This window comes from Stenotrophomonas sp. JAG2 (assembly GCF_041080745.1).
GTDB lineage: Bacteria > Pseudomonadota > Gammaproteobacteria > Xanthomonadales > Xanthomonadaceae > Stenotrophomonas > Stenotrophomonas maltophilia_AA.
Map to the genome: position 1 here is coordinate 1 of NZ_JBEUMH010000020.1, position 20,006 is coordinate 20,006.

Here is a 20,006-nt window from a genome sequence, read left to right on the forward strand (position 1 = left end):
CCATGGAGGCTCATGTCGCGCCATCCATGGCGCTCATGGTCCCGCCAACCCACCCACACCAGCCCTTCGACAGTGCGTCGGTGTGTCAGTAGCAGCAATGGCAACAGCGACAGCAAGGCCAACAGCCGCTGCCCCGATCACGCATCACCAGCGCCGAGCAGTTGAAGCAGCCATCAACTCTCCCCGTTCTTCCTCGCACTCCGCTGCCGGTCGATGCGGAAGATGTAGCGCTGGATCGCGCTGTCGCCGCCGCGCGGGAGGTCGTCGAAGCGCATGCCGATGCGTTTCATTTCGACCCCGTTGGGCAGCTTGACCGCCAACTGGTTGCAGACGATCAGCGAGACATGCAGCGGGCTGCCATCGGGCAGGTCCAGCTGGGCCGCGTAGCGTTTCTGCAGGGAGAACACGTTGCAGTCCACCGGCACCGTGACGGCCAGGCCGCCGCCGCTGATGTCCACCACGCGCAGCTGCAGGATCTCGCTGCGGTCTTCGTTGACCGGGAACTGCAGGTGCGGTGAATCGGTGATCGGCGTTTCCAGCCGATACAGCTCGCGGCGCTGCAGGTGCACCAGCTCCTCGGGGAAGGGCACGCGGAAGGCGACGTGGCCTTCATTGCGCACGCGCTCCAGGCCGTCCAGGCGGAAGCGCACCATCACCCGGTCCAGCTGCGCGAAGCAGAGCAGATGGCCGGCCTCTTCGGCAGCGCGGTTGGAGGTCTCGGAGGGGCTGCCGTCCAGCAGCAGCGAATCCTCGTCGTCGTCCAGTTCCAGCACCGCGGTGGGGAAGGACTGGTCGCGGCCGCCCAGGTGGGCGTTGATCAACGAACGCTGGTCGATCAGCGCCTGCAGCAACTGCCGGATCTGGCGGGGGTTGCGGACCAGGTACCGGTCATCCGTGCCATCGTCGTGGGTGGCATGGGGTCGGTCGTGTGCGTCGTGGCTGCCTTCGGACATGGAATCTGCTGGGTTGGGCGGGTGCCGGCACGCGTAGATACCGGGGCTCTGTCCGTTTATCGGCAGTAGTTCACATTTATGTAGGGGGAATTGTGTCGCCCCGCGAAGAAGACGGGCCGGTGAAACGACGACACCCCGCCGGGGCGGGGTGTCGTCAGGGTCAGTTGATCATGCGACGCGCGCGATCAGAACTCCTGCCACTCGGCGTCGTTGGCCAGTGCCGGTTCCCGGGTCATTGCCCGGCGCGGAGCGGCGACAACACTGCGCGGCTTGGCCGGGGCGGCGGCTCGCGCTGCGGCAGGCGAACGCACCACGGCGGCCGGTGCGGCCGTCGGGGCAGCGTAGGCCTGCCCGTCCAGCTTGAACAGCGAGACGGCGTCGGTCAGGTGGCCGGCCTGCTCTTCCATGGCGCGGGCGGCGGCAGTGGCTTCTTCCACCAGCGCGGCATTCTGCTGGGTGGTTTCGTCCATCTGCACCACGGTGGTGTTGACCTGCTCGATGCCGGCCGACTGTTCCTGCGATGCGGCGGAAATCTCGGCCATGATGTCGGTCACGCGCTGCACCGAGGCGACGATCTCGCCCATCGTGGCACCGGCCTGGTTGACCAGCTGCGAGCCCTCGGCGACCTTGCCGACGGACTCATCGATGAGCCCCTTGATCTCCTTGGCGGCGCCCGCCGAGCGCTGGGCCAGGGTGCGCACTTCGGAGGCCACGACCGCAAAGCCGCGCCCCTGTTCGCCAGCACGTGCCGCCTCGACCGCGGCGTTCAGTGCCAGGATGTTGGTCTGGAAGGCGATGCCGTCGATGACGGTGATGATGTCGGCGATGCGACGCGAGGAGGCGTCGATTTCGTGCATGGTGCTGACCACGCGGCCGACCACTTCGCCGCCCTGCGAGGCCACCGAGTGCGCGCCGATGGCGAGCTGGTTGGCCTGGCGGGCATGCTCGGCGTTCTGGCGCACGGTGGAGGTCAGTTCCTCCATCGAGGCGGCGGTTTCTTCCAGGTTGGCGGCCTGCTGCTCGGTGCGGCGCGACAGGTCGTTGTTGCCCGAGGCGATCTCGCCCGCCGCGGTGCTGATGCTGGAGGAGGCCTGCTGGATGCGGCCGACGATCTGGGTCAGCTGGGCGACGGTGGTGTTGGCATCGTCGCGCATCGCGGCGAACACGCCGTGGAACTCGCCCTGCATGCGCGCGGTCAGGTCGCCGGCGGCGATCGACTGCAGCAGGTGCGAGAGCTGGGACAGGTTGCCGTCGGCGACCTGCATCATGGTGTTGAGGTTCTCGATCATGACCCGGAAGTCGTGCTCGAACCGCAGCGCATCGCCGCGCTGGGTGAAGTCACCGGCCGCCGCCGCCTGGGCCAGCGACTGGATCTGGGTGTTGATCGCCAGCAGGCTGGCCTTGGCCGCATCCATCGATTCGTGCAGGATCGCGCGGGTGCCGGGCAGGCGGCGGGCGTTCGGCGAGAGGTCGCCGGCGGCGTACTGGTTCAGGACGTTGATCGCGTCCTTGATCGAATCCAGGTGCTCGAAGATCACCGTATTGACGCCGACGGCCAGCTGGCCGTACACGCCCGGGAAATCTTCCGGGATGCGGTGGCTGATGTCCGGACCGGCATGCATCTCGACCATCTGCTGGGTCTGCTCGGAGAAGCGACGCAGCATCACCGTCATGTCGCGGGTGGCGGCCAGCATCTTGCCGGCTTCATCCTTGCTGGTGGCCTGGATGTTGACCGACAGATCGCCACGCGCCACCGACTGGATGGCGTGCACGGCCTGGCCCAGCGGGCGGGTGATGGCGCGCGAGATCACCACGCCCATCACCGCGGCCAGCAGCGAGAGCAGCACGATGCAGCCGATGATCGCGTAGATGCTGTTGCGGTGGGTGGCGTTGGCGCTTTCGATGCGGCTGGCGACGACGCCATTGCTGAACTCGCCCAGCTCCTTGAGTGCGGCGAACAGCGCGCGGCGTGCCGGGCGCGACTGCTCATCGGAGATCTGCTGGGCGGTGACGCCGTCGCCGGCGGCGATCGCGGCCTTGATCAGGCCGTTGGCCTTGAAGTAGTCGGCGGTACGGGCGGCGACCACCTCGTAGAGCTGGCGCTCCTTGTCGCCGGCCGGCAGCGCGGCGTAGGCGGCCAGCTCTGCATTCACGATCTTGCCGGTGTCGGCCATGCGCTTGTCGTAGTCGGCAACCGACTCCGGCGTGTCGAGCACCGTCAGCTGCGCCATCTCGTAGGTACGGAATTCGCCGAGCTGCGCGCGCACCTCGCCCAGGTGCTGGACCGAGGGAATGTCGTTGGTGCTCATCGCACGCAACTGGTCATTGGCTTCGCCAAGACGGACCAGGACGAAGACGCCCAGGGCCAGCGTCATCAACGTGGTGAGGGTGAAGCCTACCGCCAGCTTGCGGGCGATGGGCAGGTCGTGGAACCACTTCATGATTGGAACTCCGGGCAGGGCAGTGGCGCACAGCCGTGGGGTGCTGGGCGGAATCAGCGGGATGGGGAGACGCGGGAGCGGAGGAGCGCGCGACGGTTGCCGTGGTCGCTACTTCGGATAGCGGCGTTGATCGGCCCCAACTTGATAGTGCGGCGTCACATTTTTTTCACGGCCGTGGCCAACGTTCAGCGGGCCGGGATGGTTGATGTTGCAAGGGTTTGCCGGGCGTTGACCGTACGCAGGCGGAGGGTGGGGGCCGATGCTTTGCACGGTGGCCCTCGATGAAGTTCACAGTTCGGCGTGTGTCGCCTGCCGTCGTCCACCCACGAACGAACGCCGCCGCTCCCGGGGGAGCGGCGGCGTCGGGGACAGCGAGAGGGCGGCGGTGTTACGCGGCCTGCGGCACCTTGAGCGAGCGCACCAGACCGCCGATGTCGACGATCAGCGCGACCCGGCCATCGCCGAGGATGGTGGCGCCGGAGACACCGCTGATGCGGCGGTAGTTGTTCTCGATGTTCTTGACCACGACCTGCTGCTGGCCGACCAGTTCGTCCACTTCCAGCGCGATCTTCTGACCATCGCCTTCAACGACCACCACCAGCGGATCATCCAGCGCACGCCCACCGTAGCCGTAGTACTCGCTGAGCGAAAGGATCGGCAGGTACTCGCCACGCACCCGCAGCACGCGGCCTTCGCCGGCCATGGTGCGAACGTCGTCGGCCTGCGGCTGCAGCGCCTCCAACACGTAGGCCAGCGGCAGGATCAGGGTTTCGCCGGCGACCGAGACGGTCATGCCGTCCAGGATCGCCAGGGTCAGCGGCAGGCGGATCAGCACGCGGGTGCCGTTGCCGGCCTGGCTCTCCAGCTGGACTTCGCCACCCAGTGCCTGGATGTTGCGGCGGACCACGTCCATGCCGACGCCACGCCCCGACAGATCCGTGACGGCATCGGCGGTGGAGAAGCCCGGCTGGAAGATCAGGTCCCACACCTGCGAATCGGTGGGGTTGTCCGGCACGCTCAGGCCACGCTCGAGCGCCTTGGACAGGATCTTGTCGCGGTTCAGGCCGCGGCCGTCGTCGCTGACTTCGATCACGATGTGGCCGCCCTGATGCGAGGCGGCGAGCGTGATCGTGCCGGTTTCGTCCTTGCCCGCCTCGCGACGCACGTCCGGCATTTCCAGGCCGTGGTCGATCGAATTGCGGACCAGGTGCACGAGCGGATCGGCGATCTTCTCGATCAGGCCCTTGTCCAGCTCGGTACCTTCGCCGATGGTGCGCAGGCGCACGTGCTTGCCCAGGCGCGAGGACAGATCGCGGACCAGGCGCGGGAAGCGGCGGAACACGGCGTCCACCGGCAGCATGCGCACGCCGATGACCGCTTCCTGCAGATCGCGGGTGTTGCGTTCCAGCAGGTCCAGGCCGGTCAGCAGCTGCTCGGCCTGCGCCGGGTCCAGTGCGTGCGAGACCTGCTTGAGCATGGCCTGGGTGATGACCAGTTCGCCGACCAGGTTGATCAGTGCGTCGACCTTGTCGACGCTGACGCGGATCGAGGTCTCGGCTTCATGTGCAGCGGCGGCCGGTGCGGCAGCGGCCGGTGCAGCGGCGACGGCGGCGGCCGGCTTGGCCTCGACCGGCGTGCTGGTGGCCAGGCTCGGCGGTGCGGCCGGACGGATGTCCAGTTCGCAGTCGTCCACGACCCAGGCGAAGGTGTCTTCGATCTTGCTGCGCGGCACCTTGCCGACCAGGCCAAGATCCCACGCCAGGTGGGCCTCGAGCGGATCGAGCTGATCGAAGCCGGGCAGGCGGTCCAGGCGCGCGGCGACCTGCAGCGAACCCAGGTGCTCGAGCTCGCGGATGATGCGCAGCGGGTCGTTGCCGCTCATGAACAGCGACGGTGCCGGCACGAAGCCGATCTGCCACGCCTCGGGGGTGTCATCGACCTTGGCGGCGACGACCGGCGCCGCGGCGGCGGCCTGGCCGGACAGTACCGCTTCCAGCCGCGCCTTGACCTCGGCGACCGCCTGCGGATCGGCCGCCTGACCGTGTTCGGCTTCACGCAGCAGGGCACGCAGCACGTCCACCGACGCCAGCATCGCGTCGACCGCGGCCGGCTCCAGCGCCCGCTTGCCGGCGCGCAGTTCGTCCAGCAGCGTTTCCAGGACGTGGGTCAGGGCGGCGATCGCGTCGAAGCCGAACGTGCCGGCGCCGCCCTTGATCGAGTGCGCGGCGCGGAACACCGAGTTGATGATTTCCGGGTCCTGCTGGCCCGATTCGAGCGCCAGCAGGCCAGCTTCCATCGCATCCAGCCCCTCGCGGCTTTCTTCGAAGAAGGTGGCGTGGAAACGTTGCAGATCCATGCTCATGGTGCGGGGTGTCCAGTTGCGAGGGGAGGGAAGGGTGAAGCGGGATCAGCCCAGGACTTTCTGGACGGTGGCGACCAGCTGTTCCGGATTGAACGGCTTGACCAGCCAGCCGGTCGCACCGGCGGCCTTGCCTTCGGACTTCTTGTCGGCGGCCGATTCGGTGGTCAGCATCAGCATCGGCGTGAACTTGTAGTCCGGCAGCTGGCGCAGCTCACGGATCAGCGCGATGCCATCCATGTTGGGCATGTTGACGTCGGTGACCACCGCGTTGAAGCGTTGGCCCTTGGCACGACCGAGGGCGACCGCGCCGTCTTCGGCTTCCTCGACGGAAAAGCCGGCCGAGGTGAGGGCGAAAGAGACCATCTGGCGCATCGACGCCGAATCGTCCACCACCAAGATACGTGCGCTCATGCAGCGTTCTCCACAGATTTCAGGTTGTCATGGGGTGCATCCAGGCCGAGGGCCTGGGTGACGCCGAGCAGGCGCGCGGCATCACGGAAGGTTGCGGTGCAACCGTGGAATCCGGTGGGATGCCCGGCCTTGCGGCGGGCCTCGACGAATGCGCACAGCACCTGCACCGAGGCGGTATGGATACGGCCGATCTGGCTGGCATCCAGCGTCAGATCGCCGGCCTGATCCACCAGGGGGGCCAAACGGGTTTTCAGCTCGGTGCTGGTCTCGATTCCGAGATCATCACCCAAGGCCACAGTGCTCATCATTGCTCCGGACAAACGGTTCCGAGGTCTATAACGGCCCAAACCATCAAAGCTTTAGCGGAAGGGGGTGGATCGTCAGCGTTCCATCCAACGATCCGGTAGAGCCACCCCATGGGTGGCTGCGGTGTCCCGCGCCGGTGCAGATCGCGCATCCACGCATGGCGGCAAGGGTCTCCGCCACTACGTCAGTTCAGCAGCTGGGTCGCGTCCAGCAGGATCATCGGTTGCGCGCCGCCACGGGCCACGCCGCGGAACAGATCATTGGAGATCTGGCAGATCCGGGCGGTGTCCGGCGGCTCGATCTGGGAGTCGGTGAGGTTGGCGACATCTTCCACCGCCGACACGCGCAGGCCCATGGTCTCGCCATTCTCTTCCAGCACCACGATGCGGGTATTGGCATCGTTGCCGGCCGCGCTGCTGCCCAGGTGGATGCCGAGGTCCATCACCGGCACTACCTGGCCACGCAGGTTCATGATGCCCAGCATCGCCGGCGAGGTGCCGCGCAGCGGCAGCAGCGGTACCGGCAGGACCACTTCCTGGACCTTGAGCAGCTCCAGCGCGTAGGCCTGGGCGCCACACCGCAGGCGCAGCCAGCGCGAGGTCCGTTCGGCGGCGCGGCGGTTCTCGCGTGGGCTCGAGGCCGGGTCGCGTGCCTGCCGCTGCAGCTCCTCCCAGCTGCCGGGGCGGCTCTGTGCCAGTGAGGGTGCGTTGGCACGGGCACTGGTAGCAGCCAGCATGGGCGCCATGGCCGGCATCGAGCGGGCTGCCGGTGCACGTGCGGCGGGCGCGACGGGGACGGCTGCTGGGGCTGGGGCAGGTGCTGGAGCAGGTGGGGGCGCGACGACCGGTGCGGGGGCCGCAACGGGTGGGGCGATGGCAGCCACGGGGCCGGTTTCGTGGACGACCTCGGGTGGCAGGTCGTCCCAGCTCGGTCGGGCCTCGTCCGCGGGCGCGGGCATGGCGCCGCTGAGGAGCGGGTCGTTGCGGAGTTCGTCGAGCAGGTCGTTGAAGCCAGGGGTCGGGCCCGCCGTCTCCGCGGGCAGCGTCATTGATCCGCTGAGGAGGGGGTCATTGCGCAGTTCGTCGAGCAGATCATCGAAGCCAGGCGCTGCGACGGGTATCGCCGCGATCGCAGCATCCGTTTCAGCCGCCGCCTCGACCACCGCAGGAGCGGCGGGCAGGGTCATCGCACCGCTCAGCAGCGGATCGTTGCGCAGTTCGTCCAGCAGATCATCGAAGCCCGGGGCGATGACCTCTTCAGCCGCGGGGACCGCTGCAGTGACGGTGACTTCGACGGGGTCGGCCGCTGCAACGGGCAGCGGCGCCTGCGCCTCCACCTCCGCCGGCGACGGCATTGCGTCGCCCAGCAGCTGTTCCAGGTAGTCGTCGAGTACGCCGGCGGTGTTCATGCCGCGCGCTCCATCTGCTGCGCGTCGTCGGCCAGGATCCATTCCAGTGCGCGACGATAGGCGGCCAGGCCGCGGCCGGGGTAATCCCCGGACTGCGCCGGCACGGTCAGGCTGGCGGCGTTGCAGATGCGGGTATCGACCGGGATCGCATCTTCCCAGACGCGGTGGCCGTGCTTGTCCTGCATCTGCTTGACGGTTTCGTTGCCGGCGCGCGTGCGGCGGTCGAACAAGGTGGGCAGGATCGACATCGGCAGGGGGCGGCGGCGCGAGCGCTCCACCATCTCGCCGGTACGGACCATGCCGTCCAGTCCGTGCAGTGCCAGCGGCTCGGCCTGGGTCGGGATGATAAGGCGGTCGGCCGCGGCCAGTGCGTTGATCATCAACAGGCCCAGGGTCGGCGCGCAGTCGAGCAGGATGTAGTCATGCTGGCCCTGGTGGCGACCGAGCGCATTCTGCAGGGCCAGGCCGAGGCCCGGCTGGTTGGCGCTGCGGCGTTCCAGGGTGGCCAGGGCCGCCTGTGCGCACACGTAGTCCAGGCCCGGAATGTCGCTGGGGTGGGCGAGGGTGGAGAGCTCGGCCGGCGGCGCGCCGAACAGTTCCAGCACGCCCTGCGGCGGCGGATCCAGCGCGACGCCGAAAGCGCGGGTCAGCGACGAATGCGGATCCAGATCGATCAGCAGCACGCGGTGGCCCTGCGCGGCCAGGCCGCGGCCGAGCGCGAGCGTCGTGGTGGTCTTGCCCACGCCGCCTTTCTGATTGGCAACAGCCCAGATACGCATGCGGTTCACTCCTTCATTGCGGGCGGAACGGCGGCGCCAACGCGGCTGCCGGCCGGCACCGGTGGCAACTGCACCGGTGCGATGGGGGTAACAGGGGCGCCAGCGGCAGGTGCCTTGGCGGCATCGGCGGCGTCGGCATCGGCACTAAGCCGGTCGGTGATCGGGTCGATGCCCTGCGCGGTATCGGCCAGGATGATCACCATCACCCGCCGGTTGCGGTTGCGGCCTTCGGCGCTGGCGTTGTCTTCGCGGGGGCGGAACTGGCCATAGCCGACCATCGCCAGCCGTGCCGGCTGCAGGCCCTGGTCGGCGAACAGATGCACCACGCTGGCCGCGCGCCCGGCCGAGAGTTCCCAGTTGGACGGGAACAGCGAGGTGGCGATCGGGATGTTGTCGGTGTGGCCTTCCACGCGCACGCCATTGGGCGCATCGCGCAGCACGTCGGCCAGTTTGGAGAGGGTGTCGCGTGCATGCACGTCCAGCGTGGCCGAACCGGTCGGGAACAGGATGTCGCTGTTGATCTCGACCTCGATCCACAGCTCGGTGCGGCGCACGGTGATCATCCCGCGTTCGATCAGCGGGGCCAGCGTGGCGGTGAGCTTGTCGGCGATGCCGTTGAGCTGGCGCTCGGCACGCTTCAGCTGCTCCTGGTTGCGGATCGAGACCGGCATGCGCATCTGCGAGGCCATCGCCGGCAACAGGGTCGGGTCGTTGGTCGGCGCCGGTGCGGAGGGGCCGATCTTGGTGCCGGCCCTGATCACCGAGGGGCTGTCCCAGCCGCCGCCCTGGACCTGCTGGTTGCCGACCTGGACCGGATTGATCGTGCGCGGCGCGCCGCCGAACGCGGTGGTCAGCGCATCGGCCATGATCCGGTACTTGCCTTCGTTGAGCGAGGAGATGGCGTACATCACCACGAAGAAGGCGAGCAGCAGCGTCATGAGGTCGGCATAGGGGATCGCCCAGGCCTCATGGTTGGCATGTTCTTCGTGGTGCTTGCGACGGGCCATGTCAGTGCAGGAACCCGGACAGGTTGGTTTCGATGTTGCGCGGGTTTTCACCCTGGGCGATCGAGATCAGGCCTTCGATGATCATTTCGCGGTCGCGGCTGTTGTGGTGGATCACGCTCTTGAGCTTGGCCGACACCGGCAGGAACAGCAGGTTGGCCGAGGCGATGCCGTAGATGGTGGCGGTGAAGGCCGCGGCGATGCCGTGGCCGAGCTTGCTCGGGTCGGCGAGGTTCTTCATCACCGCGATCAGGCCGAGCACGGCGCCGATGATGCCCAGCGTCGGCGCATAGATGCCCATACCCTCGAACACCTTGGAGGCGGCCAGATCCTGGCTCTCCTGGCTGCTCAGCTCGATCTCCATCATGTGCCGGATGGTCTCCGGCTCCACGCCGTCGACCAGCAGCTGCAGGCCTTTGCGCAGGAACGGATCGTCCTGGGCGTCGACCTGGGCTTCCAGGCCGAGCAGGCCCTGGCGGCGGGCGATGTTGCTCCACTCCACGATCTGCTGGATCAGCTCGCGGCGGTCGCTGCTCGGCGGCAGGATCACCCAGCGCACGATCTTGAAGGCGTGCTTGAACACGGCTGGCGAGGTATGCAGCAGGATCGAGGCGATGGTGCCGACGATGACGATCACGAAGGCGGCCGGCGACCACAGCGACGCCAGACCGGCCCCCTTGAGGATGCTGCCGCCGACCAGTGAGGCCAAGGCGAGGAAAAGTCCAATGAGGCTGAGTCTGTCCATGGGTCCGTTATCGGCTTGTGTGAATGGGACTTGAGACGCCGAAGGAATCCAGTGATGCGGCGGTCACACTTTCACAGGGTCAATCGTGGTGGGTGCGCAGCCCGTCCACGTCCAGGATCAGTGCCATCCGGCCGTCGCCGATCAGGGTGGCGCCGGCATAGCCGCGCAGCCCGCGCAGGGCCTTGGGCAGTGGCTTGATCACCACTTCCTCGCGGCCACGCACCTGATCGACCACCAGGCCGAAGCGGGCTTCACCGGCCTGCAGCACCACGATGGTCAGCAGCGAGGACGGCATCGGCTCCACATCGAGCCAATGGCGCAGGTCGACCAGGGCCAGCGTGTGCGACTTGCGGTCCAGCACGGCACGGCCATCGAACCAGCCCAGCGAGGTGTTGGGGGCATGCAGCACCTCCATCACGCGGGCCAAGGGCAGGGCGTAGACGTCCTCGCCGGCCTGCACCAGCAGGGTCGGCAGGATCGCCAGGGTGAGCGGCACGCGGATCATGAAGCGGCTGCCACGGCCGAGCTCGGACTGGATCTGGATCTGGCCGCTCAGCTCGCGGATGCGCGACTGGACCACGTCCATGCCCACGCCGCGGCCGGAGATGTCGGTGACCTGCTGCTTGGTCGAGAAGCCGGGCAGGAACACCAGGTGCAGGCACTCTTCGCTGCTGAGGCGCGCGGCGGCTTCCGGGTCGATCAAGCCCTTCTCGCGCGCCTTCTGGCGCAGGCGTTCGGGGTCGATGCCGGCGCCGTCATCCTGCACTTCGATGCTGACATAGTCGCCTTCCTGCTGGGCCGAGAGCCGCACATGGCCGCTGCGCGGCTTGCCCTGCGCCTCGCGCAGGTCCGGCATTTCCACGCCGTGGTCGATCGCGTTGCGGACCAGGTGCACCAGCGGATCGGCCAGCGCCTCGACCAGGTTGCGGTCGAGTTCGGTTTCCGCGCCGATCAGCTCCAGCTCGACTTCCTTCTTGAGCGAACGCGCGACATCGCGGGCCACCTTGGGGAAGCGCGAGAACACCTTGCCGACCGGCTGCATGCGGGTGCGCATGACCGCCGACTGCAGGCGCGCGGTGGCGATGTCCAGCGTGGACACGGCGCGGTCGAGTTCTTCATCGTGCAGGCGTGCGCGCAGGGTCTTGAGCCGGTTGCGCGACAGCACGAGTTCGCCGATCAGGTTGACGATCGCATCCAGGCGCTTGGTATCCACGCGCACGGTGTGTTCGGCTTCGGCAACCGGTTTGGCCGGCGCCGGCTTGGCCATCGGCGCTGCCGGGGCGGCCACGGCACGCGGAGCCGGTGCGGCGGCGACGGCCTTGGCACCGGGAACGGCGCCACCGTGCAGCTGGTCGAGCAGGGCTTCGAACTCGTCCTCGCCGATCAGGCCGTCATCTTTCTTCGGGGCCGCGATGGCGGTCGGTGCGGCACCGCCATGCAACTGGTCGAGCAACGCTTCGAACTCATCATCGGTGATCATCTCGCCGCCGCTGCTGGCCGTGGTGGCGGCCGCAGGCGCCGGCGTGGCCGGCCCGTTGACGTCGAACTGGGCGATCAGCTCCGGCGGGGCATAGCCCGGCTCGGTGCCGGCCGAGACCGAGTCGAGCATCGACTGCAGGTAGTCCAGCGACTGCTGGGCCGCATCGAAGTGGTGGGCCTGCAGCGTGGCCTGGCCGGAGCGTGCCATGCCGAGGGTTTCCTCGGCAGCGTGGCAGAGCTCGACCATCGCCTGGATGCCGAGGAAGCCGGCACCGCCCTTGAGCGTGTGGAAGCCCCGGAACACGGCGTTGAGCTGGTCTGTGTCCTGGGGCGCCTGCTCCAGCGACACCAGCTGTTCGCCGAGGCGGTCCAGGATTTCCTGGGCCTCGAGGATGAAGTCGGCGGCGATATCGTCTGGAACAGCACTCATGAGCGTTACAGTCCCAGGTCTGAAAGCAGGTCGTCGGCGTCGTTCTGTGACACCGCGTGGCGATCCAGGCCGTTCACGGCCGGGCCGGCCAGGCCGTTGTTGTCGCGCTTCTTTTCGTCGTCCTGCGGCGGCAGGCCGAGCGCACTGAAGCCCTCGTGCACGCGACGCACGATCCCGACCACGCGGCGGATGATCTGCCCGGTGAGGTCCTGGTAGCTCTGCGTCAGCGCGATTTCGGTGAGGTTGTGGCGGATCCGGTCCAGCTGCTGGCCCTGGTCGGCCGTCAACCCGTTGGCGCGCAGCTGCTCGGTGAGCGAGCGGCATTCCTCGGCCAGGTCCAGGGTGCGGTGGGTGGCCTGTTCGGTCATCGCCACCACGTGGTCCAGGCGCGCGCAGGCGTCATCCAGCTCGCCGGCTTCGCTGGGCAGGCTGGGCAGCTCGCCCAGGGCTTGGCCGAGCTCCCGGGCCAGGCGGTTCAGGCCGGCCATCATCGGCTGCGTCCGCAGCGCGGCGAGGGCGTCGATTTCCCGGCGCCAACCGGCTTCGTCACCACTTTCCAGTGCGGCCAGGGCGTCCTGCAGGCGCTGCACCAGCGCGGATTTGTCGCTCAGGGTTTCCATCAGGCGCTCGCCGCCAGGCGTTCGAAGATCTTGCCGAGCTTTTCTTCCAGGGTCTGGGCGGTGAACGGCTTGATGATGTAGCCGTTGACGCCGGCCTGTGCCGCTTCGATGATCTGCTCGCGCTTGGCTTCAGCGGTCACCATCAGCACCGGCAGGGTCTTGAGCTTGGCGTCGGCACGCACGGCCTTGAGCAGGTCGATGCCGGTCATCACCGGCATGTTCCAGTCGGTGACCACGAAATCGAACGGCTGGCTCTGCAACATCGCCAGCGCGGCATGCCCGTCCTCGGCTTCGGCCGTATTGGTGAAGCCCAGATCGCCCAGCAGGTTCTTGACGATACGACGCATGGTCGAGAAGTCGTCGACGATCAGGATACGCATGTTCTTGTTCAAAGCACTTTCCTCGATTTCAATGGTTCTCGAGGCCGGCGTCTGCCGCCTCGAAGATCTTCAGCCGGCCCCGCAGGCGCAGCACGGCCTGGCCATGGATCTGGCACACGCGCGATTCGCTGACACCCAACACGGCGCCGATCTCTTTCAGGTTCAGTTCCTGCTCGTAGTACAGCGAGAGCACCAGCTGTTCGCGCTCGGGCAGCAGGCCGATCGCGTTGCCCAGCTCGCGCCCGAACTCACCGCGCTCCAGTACCTGCTGCGGGGTCGGGCCGCCCTGGGCGACGGTATCCAGCTCGCCCTGGTCTTCGATCCGCGATTCCAGGCTCAGCACCTGGCCGCGCGAGGCGTCCTCCATCAGGCGCAGGTAGTCGGGCAACGGCATGTCCATCGCCGCGGCCACTTCGGTGGCGCTGGCGGCGCGGCCGGTGCTCTGCTCCAGCCGGCGGATCGTCGCGGCGGCATCGCGGGCACGGCGGTGTACCGAGCGCGGCACCCAGTCGCCGCGGCGGATCTCGTCGATCATCGAGCCACGGATGCGGATCGAGGCATAGGTCTCGAACGAGGCGCCCTGGTCGGCGTCATAGCTGCGCGAGGCCTCGATCAGGCCCATCATGCCGGCCTGGATCAGGTCATCGACCTCCACGCTGGCCGGCAGGCGTGCCGCCAGATGGTGGGCGATGCGGCGGACCAGGTCGGAGTGCTGGGCAATGCACTCGTTGGCCGCGGTCCGCTGGACTTCTTTGTATTGTGCTGCGCCCTTCATACCGTCACCCCGCGTTGCTTGAGGATGCGTTCCAGGAAGAACTCGACCCCGCCACGCGGCTCGGTCGGGGCCTGCCAGCGGGCGGTGCGGCGCGCGATCTCGGTCAGCGCCAGGGCCGCCGGGCTGGACGGATAGGCTTTCACCACCGGCTGCTGGCGCTGCACCGACAGGCGCAGCCAGTCATCCTGCGGCACGCAGCCCAGGTAGTTCAGCGAGACATCGGCGAGGAACTTGTCGCAGACGCGGGTCAGCTTTTCGTAGAGCACGCGGCCTTCGTTCGGGTCGCGGACCATGTTGGCCACGACCTGGATGCGATCCACGCCGCGTTCGCGCGAGAGCACCTTGATCAGCGCGTAGGCATCGGTGATCGATGCCGGCTCATCGCAGACCACCACCACGGTGTCCTGCGCGGCCTGGCAGAAGGTCAGCACGCCATCGGTGATGCCGGCGGCGGTGTCCACGATCATGATGTCCAGCTCGCGTTCGAGCTCGGAGAAAACATTGACCAGGCCGACGTGCTCGGCCGGCTGCAGTTCGGCCATGTGGCGGCGGCCGGACGCGGCCGGGACCACCAGCACGCCCCCGGGGCCTTCCATGATCACTTCTTCCAGGGTGCAGCGCCCGGCGACGAGGTCGGCCAGGGTCACCTTCGGCTGCAGGCCCAGGATCACGTCGATGTTGGCCAGGCCGAGGTCGGCGTCCAGCAGCAGCGTGCGTTTGCCCATGTCGGCCAGCGCCACGGCCAGATTGGCCGAAACGTTCGTTTTGCCCACGCCGCCCTTGCCGCCGGTGACGGCGATGGTGCGGACCGGGCCCAGCGGCTGGCTTCGGGTAGCCGACAACGGGAAGGTCTTGGTCAGCTTGGCGTACTCACGCGACGGCATGGTTCAACTCCGGGTTGCAGGGCATATCGGCCGCGCGGCGCAAATCTTCAAGGCGAAGTACAAGATTGGCCGCACTGGCGCGGTGCAGGTCTTCGGGAACGTCCTGGCCATCGGTGACCCAGGTGATCGGCAGGCGGTGATCCACGGCTACCGACAGGGCGGTGCCGAAGCGGCCGGTCTCGTCCAGCTTGCTCAGCACCACGCCCTGCGGGTTGGCGGCGCTGAAGCGACGGACCACCTCGTCCATGTCACCGAAACTGGTGTTGGCCGGCAGCACCAGCAGGGTGCGGATCTGCTCGGCGGCGCGCAGCCACTGCAGCTGGGCGGCCAGGGCGCGGTCGCGCGGGCCCAGCCCGGCGGTGTCGATCAGGACCAGCTTGTAGTCCTTCAGGCGCTCCAGCAGCTGGTTCAGATCGCTGCCGCTGCTGGCCTCATGGACCGCGATGCCGAGCTGGCGGCCGAAGCCGTACAGCTGCTCGCGGGCGCCGATGCGGCCGGTATCGGTGGTGACCAGGGCAACATCCCGGGCGGCATGCGCTTCGGCGAAGCGCGAGGCCAGCTTGGCGATGGTGGTGGTCTTGCCGGCGCCGGTGGGGCCGACCAGGGCGATCACGCCGCCGGCTTCGAGCGGGTCGACCGGGGCGATCGGCAGCTTCTTGGAGAGCAGGCCCAGCATCAGGCCGCGGCCGCGGTGGGCTTCGGTATCCAGCGGAATCTGCATGGCCACGTCGCGGCTGATGCCGGCGTCGAAGCCGTACTCGTCCATCAGGTCCAGCGCGGCGGCACGGACCGGCGAGCCGCGCAGGCGTTCGTCGGTGAAGCGGTGCATCTCGCGCTCGATGACGTGGCGCATGCCGGCCACTTCGTGGCGCAGCTGGCGGATCTCTTCGTCGTCGCGCGGAACCACGATCAGTTCCGGCACGCTGGTCACGACCGGTGCCGCTTCATTGGCGGCGGTGGCGACGGTCGCGGCGATCGGCAGCGCCGGCGGCAGGGCCGCGGCCACGACCGGCAGCGGCGCGAGGGCGGCGGCGGCCGGCACGGCGGTCTCGTCCATCTCCTCGAGCGGCGGATCGATGACGAAGCGGGCGCGGTTGATCGGGGCCGGTGCGGCGACCTCGTGCGGCAGGGCCGGCGAAGCGGCGGCGGCCTGTTCGACATTGAACGGCGCGAAGATCTGCTCCGGCAGCGACGGTTCGTTGACGGCAGGGTTGACGCTGGCGCGGGCCAGGGTGGCGGCGAAGCCATCGCTGCCGCGCTGCGGGACGCTTTCATTGCCGGTATCGAGCGTACGGCCGGTCGCGCCGACGGCGGCGCGCGCCAGCGCGGCGACGGCCGAGGTGGTGGCGGCCACCGGTTCCGGCGTGGTGACCGGGGCCTTGCGGCGGGTCACGGCGGCGATCACGGCATCGGCGGCGCTGCGGGGGCGCGGTGCCGGCGCCGGGGCGACGTCCTTGCGGGCCGCTTCCAGTGCACGCTGCACGGCGCTCTCGTCGTAGTTGGCCGCCGCCACGATCTCGACGCCTTCCTCGATCCGGCGGTTGGACAGGATCACTGCGTCCGGACCGTGTTCCTTGCGCACCAGGTTCATGGCCGAGCGCATATCGGAGGCGACGAAGCGTTTGATTTTCATGCTGTGATACCGGGACTGGGGCGGCGGAGTGGTGGAAGGGAAACGCTGGTTGTCGGTGGTCTGCACGGTCAGGGAGTCCCTTTATTTCCTGCTGCGGTGAAATCGAATGAGGTGTCTGTTTTCTGTCGCGGTGCCGTCGGAGGTCCGGCTCAACTGATCGTGCCGACCAGCTTCAACCGTTTGTCCTCGGGCACCTCGCTGTAGGCGAGTACGGACAGCGAGGGGACGCTGTGGCGTACCAGCCGTGCCAGCGCCGCACGTACCGGGCCGGGCACCAGCACGACCGCGGGCTCGTTCTTCGCTTCCTGCTTGCCGACACATTCGGCCAGGCTTTGATGCAGTCGCTCGGCGAGTCCGGGTTCCAGCGCGGCGCCGTTGCCCTGTGTGGACTCCTGCAAGACGCGTTCCAGTTGCGGGTTGAGGGTGAAGACCGGCAGCTCGGGCGACATCCCGGCGATCTCCTGCACGATGAAACGGCCCAGCGCGTTGCGTACGGCGGCGGTAAGCACGGCCGGGTCCTGGCTGGTCGGCGCGCTTTCCACCAGCGATTCGACGATCTTGCGCAGCTGGCGGATCGGAATGCGCTCGATCAGCAGGTTCTGCAGCACCCGCACCACCGCCGACAGCGGCAGCGACTTCGGCGTCAGATCTTCGACCAGCTTCGGTGCGCTCTTGGCCAGGTTGGCCAGCAGCTGCTGCACTTCCTCATGGCCGAGCAGTTCCGGGGCGTGCTCGCGGATCAGGTGCGACAGATGGGTGGCGACCACGGTGGCCGGGTCGACCACGGTGTAGCCCATCGATTCGGCATTGGCGCGCTGGTGCGGCTGGATCCAGGTGGCATCCAGGCCGAAGGCGGGGTCCTTGCCGGCGATGCCTTCCAGCGTGCCCAGGGCACTGCCCGGGTCCAGCGCGAGTTCGCGGTCCGGATGGATCTCGGCGGTGGCCACCGGCACGCCGTGGATCAGCAGGCGATACGCGCTCGCCGGCAGTTCCAGGTTGTCGCGGATGTGGACGGAGGGAATCAGGAAGCCGATGTCGTGGGTGAGCTTGCGGCGCACGCCCTTGATCCGGGCCATCAGTTCGCCGCCCTGGTTCTTGTCGACCAGCGGGATCAACCGGTAGCCGACTTCCAGGCCCAGCGGATCGACCGGGCGCAGCTCGTCCCAGGTCAGTTCGGCGGTGGGCGAGGGCGCGGCACCGGGCAGGCCGAGGGTGTCGGGGCGGTTGGCGGCCGACGATTCGGCGGCGCGGGCTTCGGCCGTGCTCTTCTTCCAGGCCTTCCAGGCGATGAAGCCGAGGATGGCGGCCAGCGTCAAGAAGGCGACGTTGGGCATCCCCGGCACCAGGCCGACCACCGCCAGAATCGCGGCGGCGATGGTGAGCGCGCGGTACTGGCCGAAGACCTGGCCCATCATGGCCTGGGCCATGTCCTGCGAGCGCGAGGCGCGGGTGACCAGCATGGCCACCGCCGAGGACACCAGCAGCGCCGGCAGCTGGGCGACCAGGCCGTCACCGATGGAGAGCAGGGTGTAGGTCGCCGCGGCATCGCCGAACGGCATGCCGTGCTGGAGCACGCCGACCGCCAGGCCGCCGACCAGGTTGATGAACAGGATCAGGATGCCGGCGATCGCATCGCCACGGATGAACTTGCTGGCGCCGTCCATCGCGCCGTAGAAGTCGGCTTCCTCGCGGACCTCCTCGCGGCGCGCCTTGGCCTCTTCGCGCGTCAGCAAACCGGCGTTGAGATCGGCGTCGATCGCCATCTGCTTGCCGGGCATGGCGTCCAGGATGAAGCGTGCGGTCACTTCGGAGACGCGGCCGGCACCCTTGGTGATCACCACGAAGTTGATGATGGTCAGGATCGCGAAGACCACGATGCCGACCGCGTAGTTGCCGCCGATGACGAACTCGCCGAACGAGGCGATCACCTTGCCGGCCGCCTCGTGGCCGTTCTGGCCGTTGAGCAGGATCACGCGGGTGGAGGCCACGTTCAGCGCCAGCCGCAGCATCGTGGTGATCAGCAGCACGATGGGGAAGATGGTGAAGTCCAGCGGGCGCTTCACGTACACCACCGCCAGCAGCACCATCAGCGAGATGGCGATGTTGAAAGTGAACAGTGCATCGAGCACCGCCGGCGCCAGCGGCACCACCACCATCGCCAGCAGCGCCAGCACGATCAGCGGGGCACCGAGCCCGTGGCGGATCATGTCCAGTGCGCGGCGCACGTTCATTCCGGCAGGCTGGGCGCTCATGGGCGGCCTCCCTTGCCGAACTCATCGATATCGATGCTGGGCGAGGCCGGCATCGGGCCGGTCCGCCAGCTGCGCAGCTGGTAGACGTAGGAGAGCACCTGGGCCACGGCCGAATACAGTCTCACGGGAATTTCCTTTCCAAGTTGACCTTCCCGATACAAGGCGCGTGCCAAAGGCGGGGCGGAGACGATGGCGACCTTGTTGCCGTCGGCCACTTCACGGATGCGCAGGGCGGTTTCATCCACGCCCAGGGCGACCACGGTGGGCGCGCCCATCTTTCCGCCCTCGTACTTCAGGGCGACCGCGTAGTGGGTCGGGTTGACCACCACGACGTCGGCGGTGGGTACCGCTTCCATCATCCGGCGGTTGGACATCTGCTGCTGCAGCTGGCGGATGCGGCCCTTGACCTCGGGGCTGCCCTCGCTTTCCTTCATCTCCCGGCGCAGTTCTTCACGGGTCATCTTCAGCTTGCGCATCCAGTTCCAGCGCTGGTACGGCGCATCGATGGCGGCGAGCAGCATCATCGCGCCGCCGGTGGCCAGCATCAGCTTCAGGGTGAAGCCCAGGCCGTGGACCATGGCGGCCTCCAGCGGCTGGTTGAGCAGGTCGCGCAGCGGGCGGATGCCGTGCCAGACCACCAGCCCGGCCGCGGTGCCGACGAAGGCGATGCGCAGCAGGGATTTGGTGAACTCGGCGATGGCTTCGGGGCCGTACAGCCGCTTCATGCCCGCCATCGGGCTCATGCGCTTGAAGTCCGGCATCATCGCCTTGCCCGACCAGCGCAGCCCGCCCATCACCACCGGCGACAGGAAGCTGGCCAGCAGGCAGATCACGATCAGGGGCCACATGCCCAGCAGCAGGCGCAGCAGCAGCTCGCCGAAGTGGCCGAACAGCGCCTGCGGATGCAGCCGCAGGCCCGGCTCCGGGCTCAGCGCGAACTGCATCCAGGTCTTGGCGTTGCGCGCGATGGTGCCGGAGAACGCCATCAGCGCCAGCACACCGGCACCGAACACGGCCGCCGTCGCCAGCTCCCGCGAGCGCGGGATGTTGCCCTGTTCCCGGGCATCGCGCAGGCGTTTTTCGGTGGGTAATTCGGTTTTTTCGCCGGCTTGTTCGTTCTCGGACATCGGGGCGCGATACGGGA

The 20,006-nt window shown here is 68.1% G+C and carries 16 protein-coding genes and 1 pseudogene; all 17 read right to left on the reverse strand.

What is annotated here, in order from left to right; translation table 11 throughout:
- Window positions 1–173: 173 nt before the first annotated feature.
- Entirely contained in the window at window positions 174–953 is a 780-nt protein-coding gene (locus AB9O74_RS17875) for a flagellar brake protein (RefSeq protein WP_369350111.1), read from the reverse strand.
- A gap of 185 nt (window positions 954–1,138) precedes the next feature.
- Window positions 1,139–3,394 carry a methyl-accepting chemotaxis protein gene (locus tag AB9O74_RS17880; protein ID WP_369350112.1) on the reverse strand — a complete coding sequence of 752 codons (2,256 nt, stop codon included), beginning with the start codon at window positions 3,392–3,394 and terminating at the stop codon, window positions 1,139–1,141.
- Between the two features lie 388 nt (window positions 3,395–3,782).
- Window positions 3,783–5,756, reverse strand: coding sequence for a chemotaxis protein CheA (locus AB9O74_RS17885; RefSeq protein WP_346479395.1), 1,974 nt, complete (start codon window positions 5,754–5,756; stop codon window positions 3,783–3,785).
- 45 nt (window positions 5,757–5,801) lie between these two features.
- Window positions 5,802–6,167 (reverse strand): response regulator, encoded by a 366-nt coding sequence (locus tag AB9O74_RS17890; protein ID WP_088435039.1) that lies wholly within the window; start codon window positions 6,165–6,167, stop codon window positions 5,802–5,804.
- The gene (locus tag AB9O74_RS17895) at window positions 6,164–6,472 is read right to left on the reverse strand and encodes an STAS domain-containing protein (RefSeq protein ID WP_019182915.1); all 309 of its coding nucleotides are present in this window, start codon (window positions 6,470–6,472) and stop codon (window positions 6,164–6,166) included. The genes AB9O74_RS17890 and AB9O74_RS17895 overlap by 4 nt, the downstream gene beginning before the upstream one ends.
- A gap of 185 nt (window positions 6,473–6,657) precedes the next feature.
- On the reverse strand, window positions 6,658–7,881 hold the full coding sequence (locus AB9O74_RS17900; RefSeq protein ID WP_369350113.1) for a chemotaxis protein CheW: 1,224 nt from the start codon (window positions 7,879–7,881) through the stop codon (window positions 6,658–6,660).
- A complete protein-coding gene (locus AB9O74_RS17905; protein WP_176989048.1) occupies window positions 7,878–8,660 on the reverse strand; it encodes a ParA family protein in 783 nt (260 codons plus the stop codon). The genes AB9O74_RS17900 and AB9O74_RS17905 overlap by 4 nt, the downstream gene beginning before the upstream one ends.
- A gap of 176 nt (window positions 8,661–8,836) precedes the next feature.
- Window positions 8,837–9,667 (reverse strand): annotated as a pseudogene (gene motD / locus AB9O74_RS17910) (flagellar motor protein MotD); the annotation flags it as partial.
- A gap of 1 nt (window position 9,668) precedes the next feature.
- Window positions 9,669–10,409, reverse strand: a complete 741-nt coding sequence (locus tag AB9O74_RS17915; protein WP_176989046.1) for a flagellar motor protein — start codon at window positions 10,407–10,409, stop codon at window positions 9,669–9,671.
- A gap of 79 nt (window positions 10,410–10,488) precedes the next feature.
- A complete protein-coding gene (locus tag AB9O74_RS17920) occupies window positions 10,489–12,318 on the reverse strand; it encodes a chemotaxis protein CheA (RefSeq protein WP_346492153.1) in 1,830 nt (609 codons plus the stop codon).
- A 5-nt stretch (window positions 12,319–12,323) separates the two neighbouring features.
- A complete protein-coding gene (locus tag AB9O74_RS17925; RefSeq protein ID WP_176989044.1) occupies window positions 12,324–12,938 on the reverse strand; it encodes a protein phosphatase CheZ in 615 nt (204 codons plus the stop codon).
- The gene (cheY, locus tag AB9O74_RS17930) at window positions 12,938–13,330 is read right to left on the reverse strand and encodes a chemotaxis response regulator CheY (protein ID WP_019182908.1); all 393 of its coding nucleotides are present in this window, start codon (window positions 13,328–13,330) and stop codon (window positions 12,938–12,940) included. The genes AB9O74_RS17925 and cheY overlap by 1 nt, the downstream gene beginning before the upstream one ends.
- Before the next feature lie 16 nt (window positions 13,331–13,346).
- The gene (locus AB9O74_RS17935) at window positions 13,347–14,093 is read right to left on the reverse strand and encodes an RNA polymerase sigma factor FliA (RefSeq protein WP_019182907.1); all 747 of its coding nucleotides are present in this window, start codon (window positions 14,091–14,093) and stop codon (window positions 13,347–13,349) included.
- Window positions 14,090–14,977: a MinD/ParA family protein gene (locus tag AB9O74_RS17940; protein ID WP_369350114.1), complete on the reverse strand. Its 888-nt coding sequence runs from the start codon at window positions 14,975–14,977 to the stop codon at window positions 14,090–14,092. The genes AB9O74_RS17935 and AB9O74_RS17940 overlap by 4 nt, the downstream gene beginning before the upstream one ends.
- Window positions 14,964–16,610 (reverse strand): flagellar biosynthesis protein FlhF, encoded by a 1,647-nt coding sequence (gene flhF / locus AB9O74_RS17945; RefSeq protein WP_369350115.1) that lies wholly within the window; start codon window positions 16,608–16,610, stop codon window positions 14,964–14,966. The genes AB9O74_RS17940 and flhF overlap by 14 nt, the downstream gene beginning before the upstream one ends.
- A 149-nt stretch (window positions 16,611–16,759) precedes the next feature.
- A complete protein-coding gene (flhA, locus tag AB9O74_RS17950) occupies window positions 16,760–18,841 on the reverse strand; it encodes a flagellar biosynthesis protein FlhA (RefSeq protein ID WP_369350129.1) in 2,082 nt (693 codons plus the stop codon).
- A gap of 17 nt (window positions 18,842–18,858) precedes the next feature.
- The gene (flhB, locus tag AB9O74_RS17955) at window positions 18,859–19,989 is read right to left on the reverse strand and encodes a flagellar biosynthesis protein FlhB (RefSeq protein WP_176989041.1); all 1,131 of its coding nucleotides are present in this window, start codon (window positions 19,987–19,989) and stop codon (window positions 18,859–18,861) included.
- Between the last annotated feature and the right edge of the window lie 17 nt (window positions 19,990–20,006).